Source organism: Enterobacter cloacae complex sp. 2024EL-00711, assembly GCF_047529885.1.
Taxonomy (GTDB): domain Bacteria; phylum Pseudomonadota; class Gammaproteobacteria; order Enterobacterales; family Enterobacteriaceae; genus Enterobacter; species Enterobacter ludwigii.
Window position 1 is genome coordinate 75,324 of sequence record NZ_JBLIZC010000001.1, and the last position, 22,610, is coordinate 97,933.

Below are 22,610 nucleotides of genomic sequence, written 5' to 3' on the forward strand. Positions count from 1 at the left end.
TCAGGATGTGCGCCACCAACCGTGCAGAGTGAAATGTGCTGTCATTTTCAGATACCTTTCTCGTGTGAACTTGCGTACTAGTTAACTAGTTCGATGGCAAGTTGTCAACCCTTGATTTCAGAATTTCGCGCCAAGCCGTTATCATAGGGGTTTCGGATGTCTTTAACCTGCTATGGGAAGTGCTTTGAGCGATACCACCTACGCCGTAATTTATGATTTACACAGCCATACTCAGGCCTCTGATGGCCTGCTGACACCCGAATCCCTGGTTCATCGCGCCGTTGAAATGCGTGTCGGCACGCTGGCGATAACCGATCACGATACGACAGATGCTATTCCCGCGGCGCGCGCCGAAATTGCCCGCAGCGGACTGGCGCTGAATCTGGTGCCCGGCGTCGAAATTTCGACAGTCTGGGAAAATCACGAAATTCACATTGTTGGCCTCAATATCGATATTGAACATCCGGCAATGCGTGCGTTTTTGCAAGAACAAAAATCGCGCCGCAACGAACGCGCCGAAATGATTGGTGAGCGACTGGAAAAAGCGCATATTCCCGGAGCGCTGGAAGGTGCACAGAAACTGGCAAACGGTGGGGCGGTGACGCGCGGCCATTTTGCCCGTTTTCTGGTTGAGGCGGGCAAAGCCACGACGATGGCGGACGTGTTTAAAAAATATCTGGCACGCGGGAAAACCGGTTACGTTCCGCCACAGTGGTGTACAATAAAACAAGCTATTGATGTCATTCATCATTCTGGCGGTAAGGCCGTGCTCGCCCATCCGGGGCGGTATAATCTTTCTGCTAAGTGGCTGAAAAGACTGCTGGCACACTTTGCCGAATGTGGCGGTGAGGCGATGGAAGTCGCCCAGTGTCAGCAGGCGCCCAATGAGCGTGCACAGCTCGCGACCTACGCGCGTCAGTTCGGTCTGCTGGGTTCGCAGGGGTCGGATTTCCATCAGCCCTGTGCGTGGATCGAGCTGGGACGCAAGCTCTGGTTGCCCGCAGGCGTTGAGCCTGTCTGGCAGCTCTGGGAACAGCCGCAGAAAATTGAAGAGAGGGAAGTATGAGTCAGTTTTTCTATATTCATCCGGATAACCCGCAGCCACGCTTAATTAATCAGGCCGTGGAGATCGTTCGCAAAGGCGGCGTGATTGTCTACCCGACCGATTCTGGCTACGCGCTGGGCTGTAAAATTGAAGACAAAGGGGCGATGGAGCGCATTTGCCGCATTCGTCAGCTGCCGGACGGCCATAACTTTACCCTGATGTGCCGCGATCTTTCTGAACTGTCGACCTACGCGTATGTCGATAACGTGGCGTTTCGTCTGATCAAAAATAACACACCGGGCAACTACACCTTTATTCTTAAAGGAACCAAGGAAGTGCCGCGCCGACTGTTACAGGAAAAGCGTAAAACCATCGGGATGCGCGTACCGTCCAACCCGATTGCGCAGGCGCTGCTGGAAACCCTCGGCGAGCCGATGCTTTCGACCTCTTTAATGTTGCCTGGCAGCGAGTTCACCGAATCCGATCCCGAAGAGATTAAAGACCGTCTGGAAAAGGTGGTCGAGTTGATTATTCATGGCGGCTACCTTGGTCAGCAGCCAACCACCGTTGTTGACTTAACCGAAGATGCGCCAGAAGTGATTCGTGAAGGCGTGGGTGATGTTAAGCCTTTCTTGTAAGGGTGTAAGCAGATATACTACGCGGCCATCAAAGCAGGGCTGAGCCCTCTTTTGACCTGATTCGACGCCTGTGAAGGCGACACCTGAGGAAGCTCAATGAGCGAGAAGTTACAGAAAGTGCTGGCGCGTGCCGGCCACGGTTCACGCCGTGAAATCGAAGCCATTATTGAAGCGGGTCGCGTGAGTGTGGACGGTAAAATCGCCACGCTGGGTGACCGCGTAGAAATCGTACCGGGATTGAAGATCCGCATCGACGGTCATCTTATCTCCGTGAAAGAGTCCGCTGAGCAGATCTGCCGCGTGCTGGCGTATTACAAGCCAGAAGGCGAGCTGTGCACGCGCAACGACCCTGAAGGTCGCCCGACGGTGTTTGACCGTCTGCCTAAACTGCGCGGCGCTCGCTGGATTGCCGTGGGTCGTCTGGACGTGAATACCTGCGGCCTGCTGCTGTTTACCACTGATGGTGAACTGGCAAACCGTCTGATGCACCCTAGCCGTGAAGTGGAACGCGAATACGCCGTGCGTGTCTTCGGCCAGGTTGATGAGAATAAACTGCGCGATCTGTCACGCGGCGTTCAGCTGGAAGACGGTCCTGCGGCATTTAAAACCATCAAATTTACCGGTGGCGAAGGCATTAACCAGTGGTACAACGTTACCCTGACTGAAGGCCGTAACCGTGAAGTGCGTCGTCTTTGGGAAGCGGTAGGCGTTCAGGTGAGCCGTCTGATCCGTGTCCGTTATGGCGACATCCTGCTGCCAAAAGGTCTGCCACGGGGTGGTTATACCGAGCTGGATCTGACACAGACTAACTACCTGCGTGAACTGGTTGGCCTGACGCCAGAAACCACCTCTAAAGTGGCGGTGGAAAAAGATCGTCGTCGTATGAAGGCGAATCAGATCCGTCGTGCGGTGAAACGCCATAGCCAGGTGAGCAGCAACCGCCGCTCTGGCAGCCGTAACAACAACGGTTAACATAAAAGCCCGGTGAAGATCACCGGGCTTTTTTCTTAGTAATCAATACCGATTTGCGCTTTGATTCCCGCGTCAAATGCGTGTTTGACCGGACGCAGTTCGCTGACGGTATCCGCAAGCTCCAGTATTTCCCGATGACAGCCACGCCCCGTGACGATAACCGTCTGGTGCGCCGGGCGTTGTTGTAACGCCTCCAGTACCGCATCCAGCGGGAGATAGTCGTAGGCCACCATATAGGTTATCTCATCCAGCAGAACCATATTCAGGGCGGGGTCTGCCAGCATTCTTTTGGCGTGCTCCCAGACTGCAAGACAAGCTGCAGTATCGGTTTCCCGGTTCTGCGTATCCCATGTAAAACCTGTCGCCATCACCTGAAATTCAACGCCATGCGGTTCAAGCAGATTACGTTCGCCGTTGGGCCATTCGCCTTTGATGAATTGAATGACGCCCACTTTCTGCCCGTGACCGACAGCACGCGTGGCGGTGCCAAATGCCGCGGTAGTTTTACCTTTGCCGTTACCGGTAAAGACGATAATTATCCCGCGCTCGTCCTGTGCGGCCGCAACGCGCGCATCGACCTGTTCCTTCAGACGCTGCTGGCGTTGTTGATGACGTTCTTCACTCATTGCGAAATCCCTGGTTTACGGCCCGGCTGGGCATCGAAGGTCATCCCCGTTTTACGACGACTGTCGTCGCCCATCAGCCAGAGATAGAGCGGCATAATGTCTGCGGGTGTTTTCAGTTTCTGCGGGTCTTCCGACGGGAAGGCGCTGGCGCGCATTTTGGTGCGCGTTCCACCCGGGTTAATGCAATTTACGCGCAGATGGCGGCTTTGATACTCCTCCGCCAGCACCTGCATCATCCCTTCAGTCGCGAATTTCGAGACGGCATATGCCCCCCAGTTGGCTCGACCTTCGCGGCCTACGCTTGAGGAGGTAAAGACCAGCGAGCCGGACTCAGATTTAAGTAATAAAGGAAGCAATGCCTGCGTCAGGAAAAACGTGCCGTTGACGTTGACCTGCATCACCTGCTGCCAGATATCGGGATCCTGTTCATCCATAGGACGGACTTCTCCCAGCAAACCCGCATTGTGCAGGACACCGTCCAGCCGCGGGTAGTGGGCGCTAATACGGTGAGCAAGCTCCTGGCACACTGCTGGCGTGCAGGTGAGTAAATCGAGGGTATACCACGGGGCCGGAATGCCGCCTGCCGCTTCTATTTCCTGCGCGACGCTTTTCAGTTTCTCTTCGTTACGACCAATAAGAATAACGCTCGCGCCATAGTCAGCGTAGGTCAGGGCCGCCTCGCGACCAATTCCGTCACTGGCACCGGTGACCAGAATGATGCGATTTTGCAGCAGATTTTTTTGCGGTTGATAATGCACGGGGACTCCTCTGGCGCGCAGTGACGCAATGACGCCTTCTTTATGACTTTTCGGCTTTATGCCCGAATTAGCATGAGAATTCAATCAGTCTACAGGAGGCATTACTGTAAAATTAACAATTTGCAAATATTTAAACCCCCATGAGGGGATTCCTGAAGCAGGCTCGCAGAGGTAATGTCACGAGCGAGACGCATGGGCAGGGCTGTTGTACACTGCCGTGAAAGAATCGTGGTTAAACAAGGTGGAACGCGTGGAATTACTTTCTCAGTATGGGTTGTTTTTGGCCAAAATCGCAACGGTGGTGATTGCCATTGCGGTGATTGCCGTTCTGATTGTAAACCTGACGCAGCGTAAGCGTCAGCGTGGGGAGTTACGCATTACCCGCCTGAGTGAGCAGTATAAAGAGATGCAGGAAGATATGTCTCTGTCGCTGCTCGATAGCCATCAACAGAAGCAGTGGCTTAAAGCGCAGAAGAAAAAGCATAAACAGGAAGCCAAAGCGGCAAAAGCGAAAGCAAAGCTCAATGCACCGCAGGATGAGGCAAAGCCACGCGTCTATGTGCTCGACTTTAAAGGCAGCATGGATGCGCATGAAGTTTCTTCTCTGCGCGAAGAGGTCACTGCCGTTCTTGCCGTGGCAAAACCGCAGGATCAGGTGGTGGTGCGTCTTGAAAGCCCGGGCGGTGTGGTACACGGTTATGGACTGGCTGCGTCACAGCTGCAGCGCCTGCGTGAAAAACAGATCCCGCTGACCGTTGCGGTGGATAAAGTCGCAGCGAGCGGTGGCTACATGATGGCCTGCGTCGCGGATAAAATTGTGGCGGCACCGTTTTCTATTATTGGTTCAATCGGTGTGGTTGCGCAAATCCCTAACTTTAACCGCTTCCTCAAAAACAAAGAGATCGACATTGAACTGCACACGGCCGGGCAGTACAAACGCACTCTGACGCTGCTGGGGGAAAACACGGAAGAGGGGCGTCAGAAATTCCGTGAAGATCTCAATGAAACGCACCACCTCTTTAAAGACTTTGTGCACCGCATGCGCCCATCGCTCGATATTGAGCAGGTCGCGACGGGGGAGCACTGGTACGGGATCCAGGCCCAGGAGAAAGGACTGGTAGATGAAGTGGGCACCAGCGATGACCTGCTGCTGAACCTGATGGATGGCCGTGAGCTGGTGGGCGTGCGCTTTACGCAGCGCAAGCGTCTGCTCGATCGCTTTACCAACAGTGCGGCAGAAAGTGCCGATCGGCTGTTGCTCCGCTGGCTACAGCGCGGACAAAAACCGTTGCTGTAAACAAAAACGCGAGGCTCAGGCCTCGCGTTTTGCATTAATCAACCAGGTGATATTTCTCTGAAAGCGTATGCGCCAGGTATTTAAACATGTTAAACACGGCGGTGCTTTTCGGGGTAGGTAGCCCCTGTTCGTCAAGGAAGTATTCGCCGCTGAAAACCAGCACGCCATTACGCTGTTCTACGCCGGTGGCTTCAATGCCCGCCAGAGTATCTTCATGATCACGGATAAGCTTGTTTGCTTCGATAAGCAGAGAGACTCGGTCAATTGGTTGGGTCGTATTGTGCATAATCCACTCCTTAAACAGTGACAATAGTCTACGCCGAGGGCGCTTTGGGGGCAAATTTTCCCTGTAATCTGAGGGGATAAGGCGCAGGAGCCTGGCTGGCGTGATTTGCTTTTGCATGCTAATAAAGTTGCGTAACGGATTTTATCAGGTAGAGTGTGCGCTTTCGTCATTCTGGCAACAGAATTGCTTGACATTCGACCGGTAATTCGTCACGAATCATATGAGGCGTGAGAAAAATACCCGAAAACTCAATCACCTGGGCGTCATTTCTCTGACGTTCGGTAAGACAAAGGGGTTGATATCCCCTGACGCAGTCGCAATATCAATGACGCGTCGTCAGTGGAAGGGAAATCAACGTGCGGCGTATTCCTGGAAGAATTAAATTAGGTAAAGGTGAATATGGGTAAAGCTCTCGTCATCGTTGAGTCCCCGGCAAAAGCCAAAACGATCAATAAGTATCTGGGTAATGACTACGTGGTTAAGTCCAGCGTGGGTCATATCCGCGATTTGCCGACCAGTGGCTCAGCCAGCAAAAAGAGCGCAGACTCTACCTCCACCAAAGGGGCTAAAAAGCCTAAAAAGGATGAACGTAGCGCGCTTGTCAACCGCATGGGTGTTAACCCATGGCACAACTGGGATGCACAATACGAAGTGCTGCCCGGGAAAGAAAAAGTTGTTAATGAGCTGAAACAGCTTGCTGAAAAAGCAGACCACATCTATCTCGCAACCGACCTTGACCGCGAAGGGGAAGCCATTGCGTGGCACCTGCGGGAAGTGATCGGTGGTGATGACAAACGCTACAGCCGTGTAGTGTTTAACGAAATTACGAAGAATGCGATTCGCCAGGCGTTTGAAAAGCCGGGCGAACTGAACATTGACCGTGTAAACGCGCAGCAGGCACGTCGCTTTATGGACCGTGTTGTGGGCTACATGGTGTCTCCACTGCTGTGGAAAAAGATTGCCCGTGGTCTGTCCGCAGGCCGTGTGCAATCCGTTGCCGTGCGTCTTGTCGTTGAACGTGAACGCGAAATTAAAGCGTTTGTGCCAGAAGAGTTCTGGGAAGTCGACGCGAATGTCACCACGCCGGGCGGGGATGCTCTGCCGCTGCAGGTGAGCCATCAGAACGACAAGCCTTTCCGTCCTGAAAACCGTGACCAGACCATGGCCGCGGTGGCGTTGCTGGAAAAAGCACGCTATCAGGTTCTGGAGCGTGAAGACAAACCGACCAGCAGTAAGCCTGGCGCACCGTTTATTACCTCTACGCTGCAACAGGCCGCAAGCACGCGTCTGGGTTATGGCGTGAAGAAAACCATGATGATGGCCCAGCGCTTGTATGAAGCGGGTTACATCACCTACATGCGTACCGACTCGACTAACCTGAGTCAGGATGCGGTTAACATGGTGCGCGGCTATATCGGTGACAATTTCGGTAAGAAATACCTGCCGGAAAGCGCTAACCAGTACGCCAGCAAAGAGAACTCACAGGAAGCGCACGAAGCCATTCGTCCTTCTGACGTCTCTGTGTTAGCGGAATCGCTGAAGGATATGGAAGCCGACGCCCAGAAGCTGTACCAGCTTATCTGGCGCCAGTTCGTCGCGTGTCAAATGACACCCGCGCAGTACGATTCCACTACGCTTACCGTTGGTGCGGGTGATTTCCGTCTGAAAGCGCGTGGCCGTATCCTGCGTTTCGACGGCTGGACGAAAGTCATGCCTGCACTGCGTAAAGGCGACGAAGACCGAACGCTGCCGGCGGTGAACAAAGGGGATGAACTCTCTCTGGTTGACCTCGTGCCAGCTCAGCACTTTACCAAGCCGCCTGCGCGCTTTAGCGAAGCATCGCTGGTAAAAGAGCTGGAAAAACGCGGTATTGGTCGTCCGTCAACCTATGCGTCAATCATTTCGACCATTCAGGATCGTGGCTATGTGCGTGTTGAAAATCGCCGTTTCTACGCTGAAAAAATGGGTGAGATCGTAACCGACCGTCTGGAAGCTAACTTCCGCGAGTTGATGAACTACGACTTTACCGCACAGATGGAAGACAGCCTTGACCAGGTTGCCAGCCATCAGGCGGAATGGAAGAAAGTGCTCGACAGCTTCTTCAGCGACTTTACCAACCAGCTTGAAAAAGCGGAGAAAGATCCTGAAGAGGGCGGCATGCTGCCTAACCAGATGGTACTGACCAGCATCGATTGCCCAACCTGTGGCCGTAAGATGGGGATCCGTACTGCGACAACAGGCGTCTTTCTCGGTTGCTCCGGCTATGCGTTATCGCCGAAAGAGCGCTGCAAAACCACCATCAACCTGGTACCTGAGAACGAAGTTCTTAACGTGCTGGAGGGTGACGATGCAGAAACCAATGCCCTGCGTGCCAAACGTCGTTGTAAGAAATGTGGCACGGCGATGGACAGCTACCTGATCGATCCGAAACGCAAATTGCACGTTTGCGGGAATAACCCAACGTGTGATGGTTATGAGATCGAAGAGGGTGAGTTCCGCATCAAAGGCTATGACGGCCCTATCGTTGAGTGTGAGAAGTGTGGCTCGGAAATGCACCTGAAAATGGGGCGTTTCGGGAAATACATGGCGTGCACCAACGACGAGTGTAAGAACACCCGTAAGATTCTGCGTAACGGTGAAGTCGCGCCGCCGAAGGAAGATCCGGTTCCGCTGCCAGAATTGCCGTGTGAGAAGTCTGACGCCTATTTCGTGCTGCGTGACGGTGCTGCCGGGGTCTTCCTCGCGGCCAACACCTTCCCGAAATCGCGTGAAACCCGCGCGCCGCTGGTGGAAGAGCTGCATCGCTTCCGCGACCGTCTGCCTGAGAAATTGCGTTATCTGGCCGATGCGCCACAGCAGGATCCTGAAGGGAATAAAACGGTGGTACGTTTTAGCCGTAAAACAAAACAGCAGTACGTTGCGGCTGAGAAAGAGGGGAAAGCGACCGGCTGGTCCGCCTTCTTTGTCGACGGAAAATGGGTTGAAGGCAAGAAATAATCTTCCCTTACCGTAACTTACCTGTAAAAGGGCCGGACTTCCGGCCCTTTTTTATTACCTTGTTATTATTTTTTGTTCCGTACTATACAGTCAGGCTATAAATGATATAGTGGTTATAGTTAACCCTTTTCTTATTATCAAATCGTCTTAAGCGATTGACCGCGTGCGCTAAATCGGATGGTCTGGCATGAAATTACAGCAGCTTCGTTATATCGTTGAGGTGGTGAATCACAACCTTAACGTCTCTTCTACCGCTGAGGGGTTATATACCTCGCAACCGGGCATCAGCAAACAGGTTCGTATGCTGGAGGACGAATTAGGTATCCAGATTTTCGCTCGCAGCGGTAAGCACCTCACGCAGGTGACACCCGCCGGGCAGGAAATCATTCGTATTGCCCGGGAAGTCCTCTCCAAAGTTGACGCTATTAAGTCCGTGGCGGGTGAACATACCTGGCCGGATAAAGGCTCGCTTTATATTGCCACAACGCATACTCAGGCGCGTTATGCGCTGCCAGGCGTTATTAAGGGCTTTATAGAACGTTATCCGCGCGTCTCTTTGCATATGCATCAGGGCTCGCCCACGCAAATCGCTGAAGCGGTTTCAAAGGGCAACGCGGACTTTGCCATCGCGACAGAAGCGCTTCACCTGTATGACGATCTGGTTATGCTACCGTGCTACCACTGGAACCGTTCTATTGTAGTGACCCCGGATCATCCGCTGGCGGGGAAAGGGTCGGTGACTATTGAAGAGCTGGCGCAATATCCTTTAGTGACATACACCTTCGGCTTCACCGGACGCTCTGAGCTTGATACGGCCTTTAACCGGGCGGGATTAACGCCGCGCATTGTCTTTACCGCCACGGATGCTGATGTCATTAAAACCTATGTGCGGCTTGGCCTGGGCGTTGGGGTGATTGCCAGCATGGCCGTCGACCCGGTTTCAGACCCGGATTTGGTTCGTCTTGATGCGCACGATATTTTCAGCCACAGTACGACCAAAATTGGTTTCCGTCGCAGCACCTTCCTGCGCAGCTATATGTATGATTTTATTCAACGCTTTGCCCCGCATTTAACGCGTGACGTGGTCGATACGGCGGTTGCATTACGCTCAAATGAAGATATTGAAGAGATGTTTAAAGACATCAAACTTCCGGCAAAATAATCACTCCCGGTATCTTTCCCTCACGGAAAGATACCGAATTAACTCCTCAAAGCTAAATCATAATTATCATCATCTACATTTTCCCTGCCATATAATGTCATTACCCATTTAATCTGTATGGTTTTAATGTCGTGAATTGGCGACAAAAGTAGAAAGTAATTTACGGCTACGCAAATATTTCTTTTCAATTATTTATTTCTGGTCAAAAGATTGAATATTTCCCACCAATTGATGCGTAAATTCACTGGCTTTTCGGCTAAAGTTTCTTTAGGATTTATCTCAACAGATGATTAATTGTACCAATTGTTTGGTCCTAAATGATAAGCGATATCGATTGTATGAGGTTAGCAATGCCTTCAGGAAGTGAAGAACCGCAAAGGGATCCTGCGCTCAAGCGTAAAGCCTGGCTGGCGGTCTTTCTCGTCTCCGCCCTGTTTTGGGTAGTGGTTGCTCTCCTTGCCTGGAAATATTGGGGTTGAATATGGCAGTGACGGTACGTACAGAAACGGTAAAACAGATGTGTCAGCATCGTGACAGTGGTCACAAAGGACGCAAAGCACCTGCGACCGTTGTCCCCGCGTCCTGGAAACTGACGCCACAGCAGCAAGCCTTTATTGATGTGTTCGCAGAAGACGAACCCAAAAAACAATAATTTAGTTAATTGCGTAATGATGCAAATAGTCTGAATAAAGACTCTGCACCTTTGTACTCTTTAATAAATACACATCAGCAATATAGAACTGAGGGCAAACCTCGGAGCCTTTTTAAAAATAATGCCTGGTGTACCCTATGATGAATAACATGATGTCTCACAAATACTGGTCATGGCTCGGCGTTTTTTCTGTGTCGATCCTGTTCTGGTCTCAGCTCATCTGGCTGGCCTTCCTGTAAATCCAAAACCTCGCTGCGGCGGGGTTTTTTGTTTTCGCACTTCACTGGACCATTCCTAAATTTATCAATTCGGGTTGTTATCAAAACGTTACGACATCTTTGTGTTATCTTTAATTACAGCCCTGATGATTGTCAGGACATCTCTGTAATTAAGGAGGAGCTTATGTCGTTAACCCTACGCGAAGCCAGTAAGGACACATTACAGGCAGAAAACAAAACCTGGCATTACTATAGCCTGCCACTGGCTGCCAGAACGCTTGGGGACATTTCGCGTTTACCCAAGTCCTTGAAAGTTTTGCTGGAAAACCTCTTACGCTGGCAGGATGGCGATTCCGTCACCCTCGAGGATATCCAGGCGCTGGCGGGGTGGCTGAAGAGTGCCCATGCCGACAGAGAAATAGCCTATCGCCCGGCGAGGGTCCTGATGCAGGACTTTACCGGTGTTCCCGCCGTGGTTGATTTAGCCGCCATGCGCGAAGCCGTTAAGCGCCTCGGTGGCGATACGGCAAAAGTGAATCCGCTTTCTCCCGTTGACCTCGTGATTGACCACTCCGTGACCGTTGACCACTTCGGTGATGATGATGCTTTTGGCGAAAACGTACGTCTGGAGATGGAACGTAACCACGAGCGCTATGTCTTCCTGAAATGGGGGCAACAGGCGTTCAGCCGCTTTAGCGTGGTTCCGCCTGGAACCGGTATTTGCCATCAGGTTAACCTCGAATATCTGGGCAAAGCCGTCTGGAGTGAATTGCAGGATAAAGAGTGGGTGGCTTATCCGGATACGCTGGTCGGGACGGATTCACATACCACCATGATTAACGGCCTCGGTGTGCTGGGGTGGGGCGTCGGGGGTATTGAAGCGGAAGCGGCTATGCTTGGTCAGCCGGTGTCGATGCTCATTCCTGATGTGGTGGGCTTCAAACTCACCGGTAAGCTGTCGGAAGGCATTACCGCCACCGACCTGGTGTTGACCGTCACCCAGATGCTGCGTAAGCATGGCGTGGTGGGTAAATTTGTTGAATTCTACGGTGACGGGCTGGATTCGCTGCCGCTGGCCGATCGCGCCACGATCGCCAATATGGCGCCGGAATATGGCGCGACCTGTGGCTTCTTCCCCATCGATGACGTCACGCTGGAATATATGCGCCTGAGTGGTCGCAGTGAAGAGCAGGTCGCGCTGGTCGAGGCCTACACTAAAGCGCAGGGGATGTGGCGAAACCCGGGTGATGAGCCGGTATTTACCAGCACGCTTGAGCTGGATATGGGAAGCGTCGAGGCGAGCCTTGCCGGGCCAAAACGCCCGCAGGATCGGGTCGCGTTACCGGACGTGCCGAAAGCTTTTGCCGCCAGCAATGAACTGGAAGTCAATGTCGCGAAAAAAGATCACCGTCCAATAGACTATGTCCTGAACGGACATCAGTATCAACTTCCGGATGGCGCGGTGGTTATTGCCGCTATCACCTCCTGTACCAACACCTCGAACCCAAGCGTTTTGATGGCCGCGGGACTGTTGGCCAAAAAAGCCGTTGAGCTTGGACTGAAACCGCAGCCGTGGGTTAAGGCTTCGCTGGCCCCGGGCTCTAAAGTGGTTTCAGATTACCTGGCGCAGGCAAAACTCACCCCGTACCTTGACGAGCTGGGATTTAATCTCGTGGGTTACGGATGTACTACCTGTATCGGTAACTCCGGTCCGCTGCCTGAGCCGATTGAAACGGCGATCAAGCAGGGCGATCTTACCGTGGGTGCGGTTCTTTCCGGTAACCGCAACTTTGAAGGGCGCATTCATCCGCTGGTGAAAACCAACTGGCTGGCCTCGCCGCCGCTGGTTGTGGCTTACGCGCTGGCGGGAAACATGAACATCAATCTCACGATAGACCCGATTGGTCACGATCGCAAGAACGAGCCTGTTTACCTGAAAGATATCTGGCCGTCTTCACGCGACATCGCGCGAGCCGTTGAAAAGGTCTCAACCGAAATGTTCCGCAAAGAATATGCGGAAGTGTTTGAAGGCACGCCGGAATGGAAAACAATTAACGTCGTGGGCTCGGATACCTATGGCTGGCAGGATGATTCGACCTATATTCGTCTGTCACCGTTCTTCGATGACATGCTGGCTGAACCTGCTCCGCTTAAGGATATCCACGGGGCGCGTATTCTGGCGATGCTTGGCGATTCCGTTACCACGGACCACATCTCGCCGGCGGGCAGTATCAAAGCCGACAGCCCGGCAGGCCGCTATCTGCAAAGCCGTGGGGTGGAACGCCGGGACTTCAACTCCTACGGATCGCGTCGTGGTAACCACGAAGTGATGATGCGCGGGACGTTTGCCAACATCCGCATCCGCAACGAAATGGTTCCGGGCGTGGAAGGGGGCATGACGCGTCATTTACCTGGCACGGAAGTGGTTTCGATTTATGATGCCGCCGTTAAATACCAGCAGGAAGGCACGCCGCTGGCGGTGATTGCCGGTAAAGAGTACGGCTCCGGCTCCAGTCGAGACTGGGCAGCGAAAGGTCCGCGCCTGCTTGGGGTTCGCGTGGTGATTGCCGAATCTTTCGAGCGTATTCACCGTTCGAATCTTATCGGGATGGGGATCCTGCCGCTAGAGTTCCCGCAAGGCGTCACCCGCAAAACGCTGGGACTCACCGGGGAAGAGCAGATTGATATTAGTGGTCTGCAAAACCTGCAGCCGGGTAAAACGGTTCCGGTGACGTTAACGCGAGCAGACGGTAAAACGGAAGTGCTTGAATGCCGGTGTCGCATTGATACGGCAACCGAGCTGACCTACTACCAGAACGACGGCATATTACATTACGTGATTCGTAAAATGCTGGATTGACGCGCTCGCCCGGCTCGCGATGGCGATGCCGGGCATCTCGCGATCACTCGCTCAGGAGGTGACCCATTTTGGCGGCTTTGGTATCAAGATAGTGGGCATTTTTCGGGTTACGGCCGACAATCAGCGGAACACGTTCGACGATATTGATCCCCGCTTCGGTCAGGATTTCCACCTTTTTCGGGTTATTGGTCAGCAGACGGACCTCATCTACCCCCAGAAGCTTGAACATATCGGCGCACAGGGTAAAGTCGCGCTCATCGGCAGCAAACCCGAGCTGGTGGTTCGCTTCAACCGTATCGTATCCCTGATCCTGCAGCGCGTAGGCGCGGATTTTATTCAGCAGGCCAATATTACGACCTTCCTGACGGTGATACAGCAGCACCCCACGACCTTCTTCAGCGATGTGAGAAAGAGCTGCTTCAAGCTGGAAACCGCAATCACAGCGCAGGCTGAACAAGGCATCGCCAGTCAGACACTCCGAATGTACGCGAGAGAGTACCGGCGTCTGTCCTGAAATGTCACCGAACACCAGCGCGACATGATCCTGTCCGGTTGCCAGTTCTTCAAATCCCACCATCAGGAAATCGCCCCATGGGGTTGGCAGTTTGGCTTCTGCCACACGTTTAAGCTGCATGTGATTCTCCAGAGTAGGCTGACACGTTTCGTGCCTTTCGCCTGTTTGGCTTTCTGTATCTGTTCATTTTGCCACAAGCTCAGCACGTTCGCCTAATGGGCGCCATGCTATATGGACGTTAAACGCACGATCCGACATATCCACCCAACAGATGAATTTCAGTTATGATTGTGGTGCTTAGCGAAAAAGGAGAAGACATGCTTTCAATCGCCAGACGTACGGCAGCAGGTGCGGCCATTCTACTTATTATGCCGCTGGCCGTATGGGTCTCAGGCTGGATGTGGCAGCCTGGTCAGAACGCCACATGGCTGAAAACATTATACTGGATAACGGAGACGGTCACCCAGCCGTGGGGAATTATCACGCATGTGATCCTTTGCGCCTGGTTTCTGTGGTGTTTGCGCTTTCGTCTGCGTGCGGCGCTGATGCTCTTTGCGATACTGGGTGGGGCGATCCTCATCGGTCAGGGCGTGAAGTCCTGGGTTAAAGATCATGTCCAGGAGCCGCGTCCTTTTGTCGTCTGGCTGGAAAAAGCGCACCATGTTCCGGTGGATGAGTTCTACAATTTAAAACGTAAAGATCGTGGTGCGCTGGTCAAAGAACAGCTTGCGGAACAGCAGGATATCCCGAAGTTCTTACGTAAACACTGGCAAAAAGAGACCGGGTTTGCTTTTCCTTCCGGCCATACCATGTTTGCCGCCAGCTGGGCGTTACTGGGAGTAGGGCTGCTTTGGCCACGGCGACGTACGGTCACGATCGCGATTTTACTGGTCTGGGCCACAGGGGTGATGGGCAGTCGTTTGCTGCTGGGGATGCACTGGCCGCGGGATTTGGTGGTGGCTACGCTGATCTCATGGCTGCTTGTGACGCTGGCAACATGGCTTGCTGAACGCATCTGCGGTCCGTTAACGCCACCGCCTGTCGAGGAAGAAGAGATCGCCGAAAGGGACCAAAGCGACGCCTGACGGTTGATATTCCGTGTTTTGCCCATAAATCCATGACTGGCGCGTCACTTTTTCCGTTTCGCGCCCGTCACTAAAATGGTAGTTTATAAGGCTGATTGCGGTGAGTTGAACACACTTTATTCGCTTGAACCACATAACGGGAAGTAATGTGAAATATTTACTCATTTTCTTACTGGTATTGGCGATTTTTGTCATTTCAGTCACATTGGGTGCACAAAACGATCAACAGGTGACGTTTAACTATCTGCTGGCGCAGGGCGAGTATCGTGTATCGAGCCTTCTGGCGGTTTTATTCGCCGCGGGCTTTGCGATTGGCTGGCTGGTATGCGGTCTTTTCTGGTTGAAAGTTCGTGTTTCACTTGCGCGCGCTGAACGTAAAATTAAACGACTCGAACATCAAATTGCGCCTGCGTCCGACATTCCGGAAAGCTCTGGTGTACCGGTCGTCAAGGAATAATCGACTATGCTGGAGTTGTTGTTTCTGCTTTTGCCTGTAGCCGCAGCCTATGGCTGGTATATGGGCCGCAGAAGTGCGCAACAAACAAAACAGGATGAGGCTAACCGACTCTCCCGCGACTACGTTGCTGGGGTGAACTTCCTCCTGAGCAATCAACAGGACAAAGCAGTAGACCTGTTCCTCGATATGCTCAAAGAGGATACGGGCACCGTTGAAGCGCATCTCACCCTGGGAAACCTGTTCCGCTCGCGCGGCGAGGTTGACCGCGCCATTCGTATTCACCAGACCCTTATGGAAAGCGCCTCGTTGACCTACGATCAACGCCTGCTGGCGGTACAACAGCTGGGCCGTGATTACATGGCGGCGGGGCTGTACGACCGTGCAGAAGACATGTTCTCGCAGCTGGTGGATGAAACGGATTTCCGCGTCAGTGCCTTGCAGCAACTGCTGCAGATTTATCAGGCCACCAGTGACTGGCAGAAAGCCATTGATACGGCCGAGCGTCTGGTGAAGCTGGGCAAAGATAAGCAGCGAGTTGAGATAGCCCACTTCTACTGTGAACTGGCCCTTCAGCAAATGGGCAACGACGACATGGACAAAGCCATGGCGTTGCTTAAAAAGGGTGCCGCCGCTGACCGTAACAGCGCGCGTATCTCCATCATGATGGGGCGCGTCTTTATGGCGAACGGCGACTATGCCAAAGCTGTAGAGAGCCTGTTGCGGGTTATCGACCAGGATAAAGAGCTGGTCAGTGAAACCCTCGACATGCTGCAAACCTGCTATCAACAACTGGATAAGCAGGATGAATGGGTAGCCTTCCTGCGTCGTTGCGTGGAAGAGAACACTGGCGCGACTGCCGAACTGATGCTCTCGGACGTGGTTGAACAGTATGAGGGCAGTGATACCGCGCAGGTCTATATTACGCGTCAGCTGCAGCGTCATCCGACCATGCGAGTATTCCATAAGCTGATGGACTACCACCTCAACGATGCAGAGGAAGGGCGCGCCAAAGAGAGCCTGATGGTACTGCGCGACATGGTAGGCGAGCAGGTACGAAGCAAACCGCGCTATCGTTGCCAGAAGTGTGGGTTTACGGCGTATACGCTGTACTGGCACTGTCCTTCATGCCGGGCATGGTCGACCATCAAGCCAATCCGAGGCCTTGATGGGCAGTAATTTTTAAAAACGATCTATTTTAGTTACAACATACTGATGGGTTTTTAGAACCCGTTGAGCCCGTGCGGTTTGCCGGCCACGCAGGAGAGTAAATCGATCCTGTCAATTTGCAGCGCTGGCAGGTAGAATGCTCGCCGTTTATCTGTTCCGCGCCGCTGCGCGCCCATAGACGAAAAGGGCTGGTCATGACGTCTGTTACTTCCTCCGCTTCCCGCGTAATTACTGATTCTCCTGTTGTTGTTGCGCTTGATTACAATAAACGTGACGCGGCACTGGCCTTTGTCGACGGTATAGACCCTCGCGACTGCCGTCTGAAAGTTGGCAAAGAGATGTTCACGCTGTTTGGACCGCAAATCGTACGCGACCTGCAACAGCGCGGTTTTGACGTTTTCCTCGACCTTAAATTCCATGATATCCCGAATACCACCGCGCACGCCGTGGCTGCTGCTGCAGAACTGGGGGTGTGGATGGTCAATGTGCATGCATCGGGTGGGGCAAGAATGATGACCGCGGCCCGTGAAGCGCTCCTGCCGTTCGGCAGCGACGCACCGTTGCTGATTGCGGTTACCGTGCTGACCAGTATGGATGAGAGTGATTTACGCGATCTCGGCGTGACGTTGTCACCTGCTCAGCATGCAGAGCGTCTCGCGCGCCTGACGCAAAATTGCGGGCTTGATGGTGTCGTCTGTTCCGCGCAGGAAGCCGTGCGTTTCAAATCAGAACTGGGCCAGGCTTTCAAACTTGTTACCCCAGGTATCCGCCCGGCCGGCAGCGAGGCAGGCGATCAGCGTCGTATTATGACGCCTGAACAGGCGCTGGCGGCAGGGGTAGACTATATGGTCATCGGGCGTCCTGTGACGCAGTCTGCTAACCCGTCAGAGACGCTCAAGGCGATCAACGCATCACTGAAAAAGGGGGCATAATGACTGATTCAAACAGTCGTCTGGTCTACTCAACAGAAAGTGGGCGTATAGACGAACCAAAAGCGAAAGCCGAGCGCCCGAAGGGGGACGGTATTGTTCGTATCCAGCGTCAAACCAGTGGACGCAAAGGTAAGGGCGTATGCCTTATCTCCGGCATTGATCTTGACGACGCGGAACTGGTTAAGCTGGCCGCCGATCTGAAAAAGAAATGTGGTTGCGGTGGTGCCGTGAAAGACGGCATTATCGAAATCCAGGGCGATAAACGTGATTTAATTAAATCCCTGCTCGAAGCCAAAGGCATGAAAGTGAAACTGGCGGGCGGCTAAAATAGATGAGCCACGGCATTTGCCGTGGCTCTTTTTTTACGTGCGTAAGTCAGACCTGAAATGCGTTCTAATATCGCAGTACCGGTGGAGGCTTATTTAATAATTATTTGCCGACCTGGTGACCGATAATACCACCGACAGCAGCGCCACCTAATGTACCCAGCGTACTACCATCTGTTAATACCGCACCGCCCAGAGCACCAGCACCGGCACCAATTGCGGTGTTGCGGTCACGTTTAGACCAGTTAGAGCAAGCGCTCAGGGACATTGCTACAGTGATTGCCAGAACAGCGGCGGCTAATTTTTTGCTGGTTAAGGTCATAATACTTTCTCCTGAATTATCGATTCACGGAAAGAGCTACGCTTTAAGTATAGACGAATTGAATACTTAAAAACTGTTTTCCGTGAAAGCTGGTCGCGCAGGCGTTACGTAATCACGCAGGTGATAGTCACTTCCTGTTATATCGCTAACATTAATTTTACGACTTTAAGGCGGGTTAAACAGGTAAAAACTCTTAAAGGAGGGTTAGGAATCATCTCAGACAGTAGGGACATAGGCGCCCGGCATTCGGGCGCTTAAAGGACTCAGGGCGACTTTTTAATAATATTGACGATAAGACCGTCATCTTCCAGTTTAATACGATGCTCATCGCTCAAACGTTCGTCGGTAATTACACGGCTAAAGCGAGAGACTGGCCCCATGGTATAAGGGTGAACGGCGCCAAATTTTGAGCTATCAGTCAGCACAATGGCCTCACACTCTTTTTCCAGCACCGCATTCACCACATCAGAACGCATCATATCGCGGCCGGTGAAGCCCGTTTCTGGCTGCCAGCCATCAATACCAATAAAGGCCTTACTGAAATGGACCTGCTGAACATACTGGCGGGTCAGGGGGCCAACCATGCTTTCGCTTTTTTTCTGGTAAATGCCGCCCAGCAGGATCACCTCGCAGCGGGTCTCTTTGAGCAGATGCGCGATATAGCTACTGACCGTGATGATAGTAACGTCTTTCTGTTCGGCAAGCGTGCGCGCCAGTAAGGCATTGCTACTGCCGTTTTCGATAAACACCGTCTCACCATTGTTGACTAAAGACGCGGCAAACTCCGCCAGCTCACGCTTCAGGGCGTAGTTGTTCATCATGCGCGTCTCAACGTCCTCGCTATCGAGCGGGACCGCATACCCATGCGCACGACGCAGGTAGCTCTGTTTCTCCAGCAGGTTAAGATCCTGGCGGATGGTGACTTCTGAAACGCCGGTGGTTTTAGCGAGATCGACTACGCTGACGCGTCCCTGGTCAATGACCATCTGCAAAATGATTTGTTGTCGGGAATTCATAGCATCCAATTAATAAAGCGAAACAGGTTCGAAAACAGCAGGATCAAACTTCCCACGGCGCTTTTGGCTGTCCGTTCTCAGGCGCGTTTTCAGCACCCTTCTGAGCAAGAAGTTCAGACTTCAGGATCTCAAGATTACGGATCGCCGAGTGATAATCGCCTGCCACCAGGATATCCAGCACGGTATCAATACGTTGTGCTACAGCTTGTGCATCAATAGTAGACATAATCTCACCCCAGGTGTGAAAAGGTAATATTTTCAATGATGCAGAAAATGGGATCAAAAGAGAAGGGAAAAAATGCAATAACTAAATCACATAAATGAGTGTGATAAATTTATTCCCCCACATGCTGCGGGCTTAATGAGTGGATTAGTCTAAAACTGCGCGCAAGGCGCTTTTTCTGTGAGGAATTAGACTATGACAGTTATCAACCAGCCTACCTGCACCCTGTTTACCGATACTGAACGTTTCACACAGTTGTCAGCCTACTACGAGGAAGAGCGGCACACCATCTGGATGATGCTGCGGGCGCAACCTCGTCCTTGTTTTAATCATGCGTTAATTGAGGAGATCATGAACCTCTCCTGGCTGGTTCGCCAGTCCGGGTATCTTGTCGATTTTTGGGTAACCGGGTCACTGGTTCCTGAAATGTATAATGCGGGAGGCGATTTACAGTTCTTCGTAGAGTGCATTCAAAATGGACGGCGTGAAGCGTTACGCGCGTATGCACGTGCCTGCGTCGACTGTGTCCACGCAGCGTCGCGGGGGTTTGATACGGGCGCGGTCTCTCTGGCGATGGTTGAAGGCAGCGCGCTAGGCGGTGGGTTTGAGGCTGCGCTGGCACACCATTTTGTTCTCTCTCAGCGCGATGCCCGTCTGGGCTTCCCGGAAATTGCCTTCAACCTGTTCCCGGGCATGGGGGCATATTCGCTGGTCGCACGTCGGGCAGGGATGAAACTGGCGGAAGAACTCATCTACAAGGGGGAGTCGCATACGGCAGAATGGTACGAACAGCATGGATTGGTCGATGTGCTGTTTGAGCCCGGGCAGAGCTACGTCTCCGTCAGAACCTTCATCGACACGCTGCGGCCGAAGCTGAACGGGGTAAGGGCGATGTTGCGCGCCCGAACCCGGGTACTGCAACTGCCGCGCAGTGAACTGATGGATATCACGGAAGACTGGGTTGATGCGGCGTTCTGCCTCGAGCCAAAAGATATCGCCTATATGGAGCGTCTGGTGATGCTGCAAAACCGCCATCATGGGGCGTTACGCAAAGCCAGTTAACGTTGTTTTCGCGACTGATATCGCTTTAGCCATCGCTCGAATGCGGCAGCGGGCATCGGCTTAGCGAAGAGAAAGCCCTGCCGTTCGTTGACGCCGTTCTTGGTCAGAAAGGCGTCTTCTTTCGCGCTCTCGACCCCTTCAGCAATGACCTGCAGGTTTAAGGCCTGTGCCACCGCGACGATGGCCCGCACCAGAGACTGGGAGATCGATTGTTTATGAATATCCCTGACGAAGGATTGATCGAGTTTAATGGCGTCGATAGGGAACCGCGCCAGCTGCGACAGAGACGAGTAGCCGGTGCCGAAATCATCAAGATGAATTTGCGCGCCAAGTTTGCTGAACTGCTGGATCACAGAGAGCGCCAGCTCTTCGTTTTCGATAAGGCAGCTTTCCGTGAGTTCAACGTCGATAGGGCAGTATTCAAAATCCAGATCCTTCAGCGCCTGCTTTAAATCGCTGAAAATGGTCTGGTCGGCCAGCTGACGTGCAGAGACGTTGACCGCCACGCGCAGGTTAATCCCCTTATCGCGCCATTTAGCCACCTGGCGCACCACATCAAGCATCACCCAGCGGCCCAGCGGGACAATCAATCCCGACTCCTCGGCATAAGAGATAAACTCCAGTGGAGGGATTAAACCACGCTCCGGCGACTGCCAGCGCACCAGCGCTTCCAGACTTCGGATTTCCCCCCGCCAGGTAATTTTAGGCTGGTAGTGAATCAGAAGCTGATCGTTATCCAGCGCTTTACGCAGGTTGGTATCCAGCCAGAGATATTCAAATACGCGCTGGTTCATCTCGGGTGAGAAGACGCAGAACTTGCCCCGGCCATTCTCTTTCGCCGTGTACATGGCGGTATCGGCATTACGGATGACGCTTTCCCTGTCGTTACCGTGCTGCGGGGCGAGGGCGATACCGAGCGAGCAACCGGTGTAGATTTCTATCAGGCCGATTCTGAACGGCTGGCGCAGACGGGTTAAGATCCGCGACGCCATCGCTTCCAGAGCGCCCTGAGAGGTATCTGTGGCCATGACAATAAACTCATCACCGCCAAGTCGCGCCAGCACCTGACCGTCATCCAGACAGCTCAGAATGGCCAGAGCGACAGCCTGCAATAGCTGGTCGCCAAACATATGCCCGTAGGCATCGTTGACCTTTTTAAAGTTATCCAGATCGAGATACACCACGCCTACCTGCGTTTCACCGCGGCTGGCGATGGCATCAGAAATCAGTTCGTGGATCGCGTTACGGTTTGGCAAACCGGTAATGGTGTCGGTATTGGCCAGCACGCGCAGACGCTCCTGGGCGCGACGCTCCTCGGTAATGTCGGTGCCGGAACAGATAAGGAAAATTTCATTTTTGCCGCTGCCGCTATGAACAAACTTGTTTCTGAACAAAAACAGCCGTTGCCCTTTACGCGTTTTGATCCAGCGTTCGACCTCGTAGGAGCTGCCGTTGCGAAAAAAACCGGTGATATTGCGCTTTGAAGCTGCCGCTTCGCTGCGGCTCATAAACAGCTTGAACACGTTCTGGCCAATAACTTCTTGTTCTTTCAGACCGGTATATTCTTCACTCAGCCGGTTAAAACGCTGAATATTGCCGTTATGATCGAGAATAACGATGACGGAGTTGGCTTCAGAGACAACCTGTTCAGCAAAAGAGAGGCCCTGAGCCAGGTCACGAGCCACGGAGGGCGTATCGTTCCACGCTGACGCGGTGCCGGCCCATTCATTTCGGGTTATTTTGCGCCCCACAAGATGAACCGGGACATCTTCGCCGTACAACGAGAGCGTCATGGAGATGCTGGAGGTAATGACGGTTAACTGGCGGATGAGTTCGGCTTGTTCATCATCCAGCGCCACCACCTCAGTCACATCGGCATTTTCGCTGGCGGCAAGGTGCAGAGCATTGCTGTCAGCTGTCATTCGCCACCAGGGGCTATGCGTACCCATGTAACGAAACAGCAAATTCTGCTCCAGATCGTCCATCATGTTTTCT

The 22,610-nt window shown here is 53.0% G+C and carries 25 protein-coding genes and 1 other annotated feature (1 of these 26 only partly in view); of the genes, 16 read left to right on the forward strand and 9 right to left on the reverse strand.

The features are described 5' to 3' along the window. Positions 1–24 (reverse strand) — a sequence feature (Trp leader region) (it extends 71 nt beyond the left edge of the window). Further along, the gene (gene trpL, locus ACMVME_RS00420; RefSeq protein WP_106993556.1) at positions 1–45 is read right to left on the reverse strand and encodes a trp operon leader peptide; all 45 of its coding nucleotides are present in this window, start codon (positions 43–45) and stop codon (positions 1–3) included. It overlaps the preceding feature by 24 nt. A 127-nt stretch (positions 46–172) precedes the next feature. Here trpL and rnm point away from each other — a divergent pair, with 127 nt between their 5' ends. The 3 genes from rnm to rluB all read left to right on the forward strand — a co-directional run bounded on the left by rnm (position 173) and on the right by rluB (position 2,655). Beyond that, positions 173–1,066 carry an RNase RNM gene (rnm, locus tag ACMVME_RS00425; protein ID WP_139108110.1) on the forward strand — a complete coding sequence of 298 codons (894 nt, stop codon included), beginning with the start codon at positions 173–175 and terminating at the stop codon, positions 1,064–1,066. Next, complete coding sequence (locus ACMVME_RS00430) at positions 1,063–1,683, forward strand: L-threonylcarbamoyladenylate synthase (protein WP_003856793.1); 621 nt, start codon at positions 1,063–1,065, stop codon at positions 1,681–1,683. Before rnm ends, ACMVME_RS00430 begins: the two co-directional genes overlap by 4 nt. Positions 1,684–1,779: 96 nt before the next feature. After that, on the forward strand, positions 1,780–2,655 hold the full coding sequence (rluB, locus tag ACMVME_RS00435; protein WP_008502809.1) for a 23S rRNA pseudouridine(2605) synthase RluB: 876 nt from the start codon (positions 1,780–1,782) through the stop codon (positions 2,653–2,655). Between the two features lie 35 nt (positions 2,656–2,690). Here the strand turns inward: rluB and cobO are convergent, their stop codons facing one another. Continuing rightward, the gene (cobO, locus tag ACMVME_RS00440) at positions 2,691–3,281 is read right to left on the reverse strand and encodes a cob(I)yrinic acid a,c-diamide adenosyltransferase (protein WP_020882435.1); all 591 of its coding nucleotides are present in this window, start codon (positions 3,279–3,281) and stop codon (positions 2,691–2,693) included. After that, a complete protein-coding gene (locus tag ACMVME_RS00445) occupies positions 3,278–4,039 on the reverse strand; it encodes a YciK family oxidoreductase (protein WP_020882436.1) in 762 nt (253 codons plus the stop codon). Before ACMVME_RS00445 ends, cobO begins: the two co-directional genes overlap by 4 nt. A 250-nt stretch (positions 4,040–4,289) precedes the next feature. Here ACMVME_RS00445 and sohB point away from each other — a divergent pair, with 250 nt between their 5' ends. Next, positions 4,290–5,336 carry a protease SohB gene (gene sohB, locus ACMVME_RS00450; protein WP_020882437.1) on the forward strand — a complete coding sequence of 349 codons (1,047 nt, stop codon included), beginning with the start codon at positions 4,290–4,292 and terminating at the stop codon, positions 5,334–5,336. Positions 5,337–5,370: 34 nt separating this feature from the next. Here sohB and ACMVME_RS00455 read toward each other — a convergent pair whose 3' ends face one another. Continuing rightward, positions 5,371–5,622 carry a YciN family protein gene (locus ACMVME_RS00455; protein WP_020882438.1) on the reverse strand — a complete coding sequence of 84 codons (252 nt, stop codon included), beginning with the start codon at positions 5,620–5,622 and terminating at the stop codon, positions 5,371–5,373. Between the two features lie 399 nt (positions 5,623–6,021). Between ACMVME_RS00455 and topA the strand changes: the two genes are divergently transcribed. The 6 genes from topA to acnA all read left to right on the forward strand — a co-directional run bounded on the left by topA (position 6,022) and on the right by acnA (position 13,511). Continuing rightward, positions 6,022–8,619: a type I DNA topoisomerase gene (gene topA, locus ACMVME_RS00460; protein WP_020882439.1), complete on the forward strand. Its 2,598-nt coding sequence runs from the start codon at positions 6,022–6,024 to the stop codon at positions 8,617–8,619. Positions 8,620–8,806: 187 nt separating this feature from the next. Beyond that, positions 8,807–9,781, forward strand: coding sequence for an HTH-type transcriptional regulator CysB (cysB, locus tag ACMVME_RS00465; protein ID WP_006175683.1), 975 nt, complete (start codon positions 8,807–8,809; stop codon positions 9,779–9,781). A 338-nt stretch (positions 9,782–10,119) separates the two neighbouring features. After that, entirely contained in the window at positions 10,120–10,260 is a 141-nt protein-coding gene (locus ACMVME_RS00470; protein WP_214579162.1) for a YmiA family putative membrane protein, read from the forward strand. A 2-nt stretch (positions 10,261–10,262) separates the two neighbouring features. Next, positions 10,263–10,433 (forward strand): hypothetical protein, encoded by a 171-nt coding sequence (locus ACMVME_RS00475; protein WP_032669764.1) that lies wholly within the window; start codon positions 10,263–10,265, stop codon positions 10,431–10,433. A gap of 140 nt (positions 10,434–10,573) precedes the next feature. Continuing rightward, positions 10,574–10,672, forward strand: coding sequence for a small membrane protein YmiC (gene ymiC / locus ACMVME_RS00480; RefSeq protein WP_032669830.1), 99 nt, complete (start codon positions 10,574–10,576; stop codon positions 10,670–10,672). 163 nt (positions 10,673–10,835) lie between these two features. Next, complete coding sequence (gene acnA, locus ACMVME_RS00485; RefSeq protein ID WP_414743337.1) at positions 10,836–13,511, forward strand: aconitate hydratase AcnA; 2,676 nt, start codon at positions 10,836–10,838, stop codon at positions 13,509–13,511. A gap of 43 nt (positions 13,512–13,554) precedes the next feature. On the opposite strand, the gene ribA is transcribed toward acnA, so the two are convergent. Continuing rightward, entirely contained in the window at positions 13,555–14,145 is a 591-nt protein-coding gene (gene ribA / locus ACMVME_RS00490; RefSeq protein WP_003856813.1) for a GTP cyclohydrolase II, read from the reverse strand. 197 nt (positions 14,146–14,342) lie between these two features. Here ribA and pgpB point away from each other — a divergent pair, with 197 nt between their 5' ends. The 5 genes from pgpB to yciH all read left to right on the forward strand — a co-directional run bounded on the left by pgpB (position 14,343) and on the right by yciH (position 17,992). Then, positions 14,343–15,110 (forward strand): phosphatidylglycerophosphatase B, encoded by a 768-nt coding sequence (pgpB, locus tag ACMVME_RS00495; RefSeq protein WP_020882442.1) that lies wholly within the window; start codon positions 14,343–14,345, stop codon positions 15,108–15,110. A gap of 148 nt (positions 15,111–15,258) precedes the next feature. Beyond that, on the forward strand, positions 15,259–15,567 hold the full coding sequence (locus ACMVME_RS00500) for a LapA family protein (RefSeq protein ID WP_013096374.1): 309 nt from the start codon (positions 15,259–15,261) through the stop codon (positions 15,565–15,567). A gap of 6 nt (positions 15,568–15,573) precedes the next feature. Beyond that, complete coding sequence (gene lapB, locus ACMVME_RS00505; protein WP_014170367.1) at positions 15,574–16,743, forward strand: lipopolysaccharide assembly protein LapB; 1,170 nt, start codon at positions 15,574–15,576, stop codon at positions 16,741–16,743. 185 nt (positions 16,744–16,928) lie between these two features. Then, the gene (gene pyrF, locus ACMVME_RS00510) at positions 16,929–17,666 is read left to right on the forward strand and encodes an orotidine-5'-phosphate decarboxylase (RefSeq protein ID WP_032681993.1); all 738 of its coding nucleotides are present in this window, start codon (positions 16,929–16,931) and stop codon (positions 17,664–17,666) included. Next, positions 17,666–17,992: a stress response translation initiation inhibitor YciH gene (gene yciH, locus ACMVME_RS00515; protein WP_014170365.1), complete on the forward strand. Its 327-nt coding sequence runs from the start codon at positions 17,666–17,668 to the stop codon at positions 17,990–17,992. Before pyrF ends, yciH begins: the two co-directional genes overlap by 1 nt. Positions 17,993–18,095: 103 nt before the next feature. Here yciH and osmB read toward each other — a convergent pair whose 3' ends face one another. The 3 genes from osmB to ACMVME_RS00530 form a co-directional block, all read right to left on the reverse strand. Further along, positions 18,096–18,314 carry an osmotically-inducible lipoprotein OsmB gene (osmB, locus tag ACMVME_RS00520; protein ID WP_008501216.1) on the reverse strand — a complete coding sequence of 73 codons (219 nt, stop codon included), beginning with the start codon at positions 18,312–18,314 and terminating at the stop codon, positions 18,096–18,098. A gap of 263 nt (positions 18,315–18,577) precedes the next feature. Next, the gene (locus ACMVME_RS00525) at positions 18,578–19,330 is read right to left on the reverse strand and encodes a DNA-binding transcriptional regulator YciT (protein WP_032680886.1); all 753 of its coding nucleotides are present in this window, start codon (positions 19,328–19,330) and stop codon (positions 18,578–18,580) included. A gap of 43 nt (positions 19,331–19,373) precedes the next feature. Beyond that, positions 19,374–19,556 carry a hypothetical protein gene (locus tag ACMVME_RS00530; protein ID WP_025204000.1) on the reverse strand — a complete coding sequence of 61 codons (183 nt, stop codon included), beginning with the start codon at positions 19,554–19,556 and terminating at the stop codon, positions 19,374–19,376. A gap of 192 nt (positions 19,557–19,748) precedes the next feature. On the opposite strand from ACMVME_RS00530, the gene ACMVME_RS00535 reads away from it, so the two are divergent. Beyond that, positions 19,749–20,615: a crotonase/enoyl-CoA hydratase family protein gene (locus ACMVME_RS00535; RefSeq protein WP_014170362.1), complete on the forward strand. Its 867-nt coding sequence runs from the start codon at positions 19,749–19,751 to the stop codon at positions 20,613–20,615. Here the strand turns inward: ACMVME_RS00535 and pdeR are convergent. Beyond that, entirely contained in the window at positions 20,612–22,603 is a 1,992-nt protein-coding gene (gene pdeR / locus ACMVME_RS00540) for a cyclic di-GMP phosphodiesterase (protein WP_014170361.1), read from the reverse strand. The genes ACMVME_RS00535 and pdeR overlap by 4 nt on opposite strands. Between the last annotated feature and the right edge of the window lie 7 nt (positions 22,604–22,610).

Excerpts from the sequence above, each read along its gene's own strand:
- pyrF (WP_032681993.1), top strand. The coding sequence starts at position 16,929 with ATGACGTCTGTTACTTCCTCCGCTTCCCGCGTAATTACTGATTCTCCT.
- ACMVME_RS00475 (WP_032669764.1), top strand. The coding sequence starts at position 10,263 with ATGGCAGTGACGGTACGTACAGAAACGGTAAAACAGATGTGTCAGCAT.
- topA (WP_020882439.1), top strand. The coding sequence starts at position 6,022 with ATGGGTAAAGCTCTCGTCATCGTTGAGTCCCCGGCAAAAGCCAAAACG.
- cysB (WP_006175683.1), top strand. The coding sequence starts at position 8,807 with ATGAAATTACAGCAGCTTCGTTATATCGTTGAGGTGGTGAATCACAAC.
- ymiC (WP_032669830.1), top strand. The coding sequence starts at position 10,574 with ATGAATAACATGATGTCTCACAAATACTGGTCATGGCTCGGCGTTTTT.
- ACMVME_RS00455 (WP_020882438.1), bottom strand. The coding sequence starts at position 5,622 with ATGCACAATACGACCCAACCAATTGACCGAGTCTCTCTGCTTATCGAA.
- rluB (WP_008502809.1), top strand. The coding sequence starts at position 1,780 with ATGAGCGAGAAGTTACAGAAAGTGCTGGCGCGTGCCGGCCACGGTTCA.
- lapB (WP_014170367.1), top strand. The coding sequence starts at position 15,574 with ATGCTGGAGTTGTTGTTTCTGCTTTTGCCTGTAGCCGCAGCCTATGGC.
- rnm (WP_139108110.1), top strand. The coding sequence starts at position 173 with ATGGGAAGTGCTTTGAGCGATACCACCTACGCCGTAATTTATGATTTA.
- ACMVME_RS00525 (WP_032680886.1), bottom strand. The coding sequence starts at position 19,330 with ATGAATTCCCGACAACAAATCATTTTGCAGATGGTCATTGACCAGGGA.
- osmB (WP_008501216.1), bottom strand. The coding sequence starts at position 18,314 with ATGACCTTAACCAGCAAAAAATTAGCCGCCGCTGTTCTGGCAATCACT.
- cobO (WP_020882435.1), bottom strand. The coding sequence starts at position 3,281 with ATGAGTGAAGAACGTCATCAACAACGCCAGCAGCGTCTGAAGGAACAG.
- ACMVME_RS00530 (WP_025204000.1), bottom strand. The coding sequence starts at position 19,556 with ATGTCTACTATTGATGCACAAGCTGTAGCACAACGTATTGATACCGTG.
- ribA (WP_003856813.1), bottom strand. The coding sequence starts at position 14,145 with ATGCAGCTTAAACGTGTGGCAGAAGCCAAACTGCCAACCCCATGGGGC.
- yciH (WP_014170365.1), top strand. The coding sequence starts at position 17,666 with ATGACTGATTCAAACAGTCGTCTGGTCTACTCAACAGAAAGTGGGCGT.
- acnA (WP_414743337.1), top strand. The coding sequence starts at position 10,836 with ATGTCGTTAACCCTACGCGAAGCCAGTAAGGACACATTACAGGCAGAA.
- ACMVME_RS00535 (WP_014170362.1), top strand. The coding sequence starts at position 19,749 with ATGACAGTTATCAACCAGCCTACCTGCACCCTGTTTACCGATACTGAA.
- ACMVME_RS00430 (WP_003856793.1), top strand. The coding sequence starts at position 1,063 with ATGAGTCAGTTTTTCTATATTCATCCGGATAACCCGCAGCCACGCTTA.
- pgpB (WP_020882442.1), top strand. The coding sequence starts at position 14,343 with ATGCTTTCAATCGCCAGACGTACGGCAGCAGGTGCGGCCATTCTACTT.
- pdeR (WP_014170361.1), bottom strand. The coding sequence starts at position 22,603 with ATGATGGACGATCTGGAGCAGAATTTGCTGTTTCGTTACATGGGTACG.
- ACMVME_RS00470 (WP_214579162.1), top strand. The coding sequence starts at position 10,120 with ATGAGGTTAGCAATGCCTTCAGGAAGTGAAGAACCGCAAAGGGATCCT.